Here is a 901-nt window from a genome sequence, read left to right as displayed (position 1 = left end):
GTCCTCGAGAGTAAGGGCCTTTATTGGGTATTACAAAAATAGTAGAGGTGAAATACAGCCCACTTTTATTTTAGGTGGGGATTCAGATGCCACAGGGGCAAATGGTGCGATTATGGTATACCAATTCTCAGATGCAAGTGTGAAGTCTGGTGGAATCGGCATTACAAAAGGGCTCGATGGCAATGGATACTTGAATGCAGCTTCTTTATACTTTTCACAAACAGGAAATGCAATGCTTGACGCTGATAAAATGATTGTCTTAGATGCTCAAAGTGAAATGAGGTTTAAAGTCAAAGATCAGTTCCGCTTTTATCGGAATGACAATTGGATTGCAAGTATTGGGACTTCATCCGGAGGAGATACAGACATTATGCTCCCAAGTGCGATGATACGGAATTCGAGTTGGGAAAATGGCTATATTCAAGTGAAAACCGCTCTTGGGACATATTATCAAGGCATAATTGCTTCGGACTTCAAAGTTTCTTCTAAAGAAACCTATAAAACCAATATTAGACCAATTACACGTAGTGTATTGGAAACTGTAATGGCTTGGGATATTAAACAGTATAATTTGAAAACGGACATTCCAAAACTCTATGAAATGCGTATGAATCGCAAAGAAGGAGAACCGACAATTACTACAGATGCAATTCCTACGCATTATGGTTTAGTTATTCCAAAAGAAGCAGAGGGAAATGGTGTAGGTTTATATGGAATGCTTTCGCAACTAACAAAAGGTTTCCAAGAATATGTGACAAAAACGGATGCTAGAATTGAAGAATTAGAGCCGATAAAGCCTAAAGGAAATATAAAACACAGGAACAAAGTAAAACGTCAAAGAAGACCGCCTAGACGCTTGAAAAGGAATAGTTAGAGAGAGGTGTAGTCATGCGAAATGAGG

The 901-nt window shown here is 38.7% G+C and carries 1 pseudogene; it reads left to right on the top strand.

The window, feature by feature from the left end:
- Positions 1-874 (top strand): annotated as a pseudogene (locus tag ACQGS6_RS29300) (phage tail spike protein); the annotation flags it as partial.
- Between the last annotated feature and the right edge of the window lie 27 nt (positions 875-901).

The organism is Bacillus sp. GMs2/2, assembly GCF_050172095.1.
Taxonomy (GTDB): domain Bacteria; phylum Bacillota; class Bacilli; order Bacillales; family Bacillaceae_G; genus Bacillus_A; species Bacillus_A cereus.
Note: the sequence above shows the minus strand (reverse complement) of the source record. Positions and strands in the feature narration are given on the sequence as shown.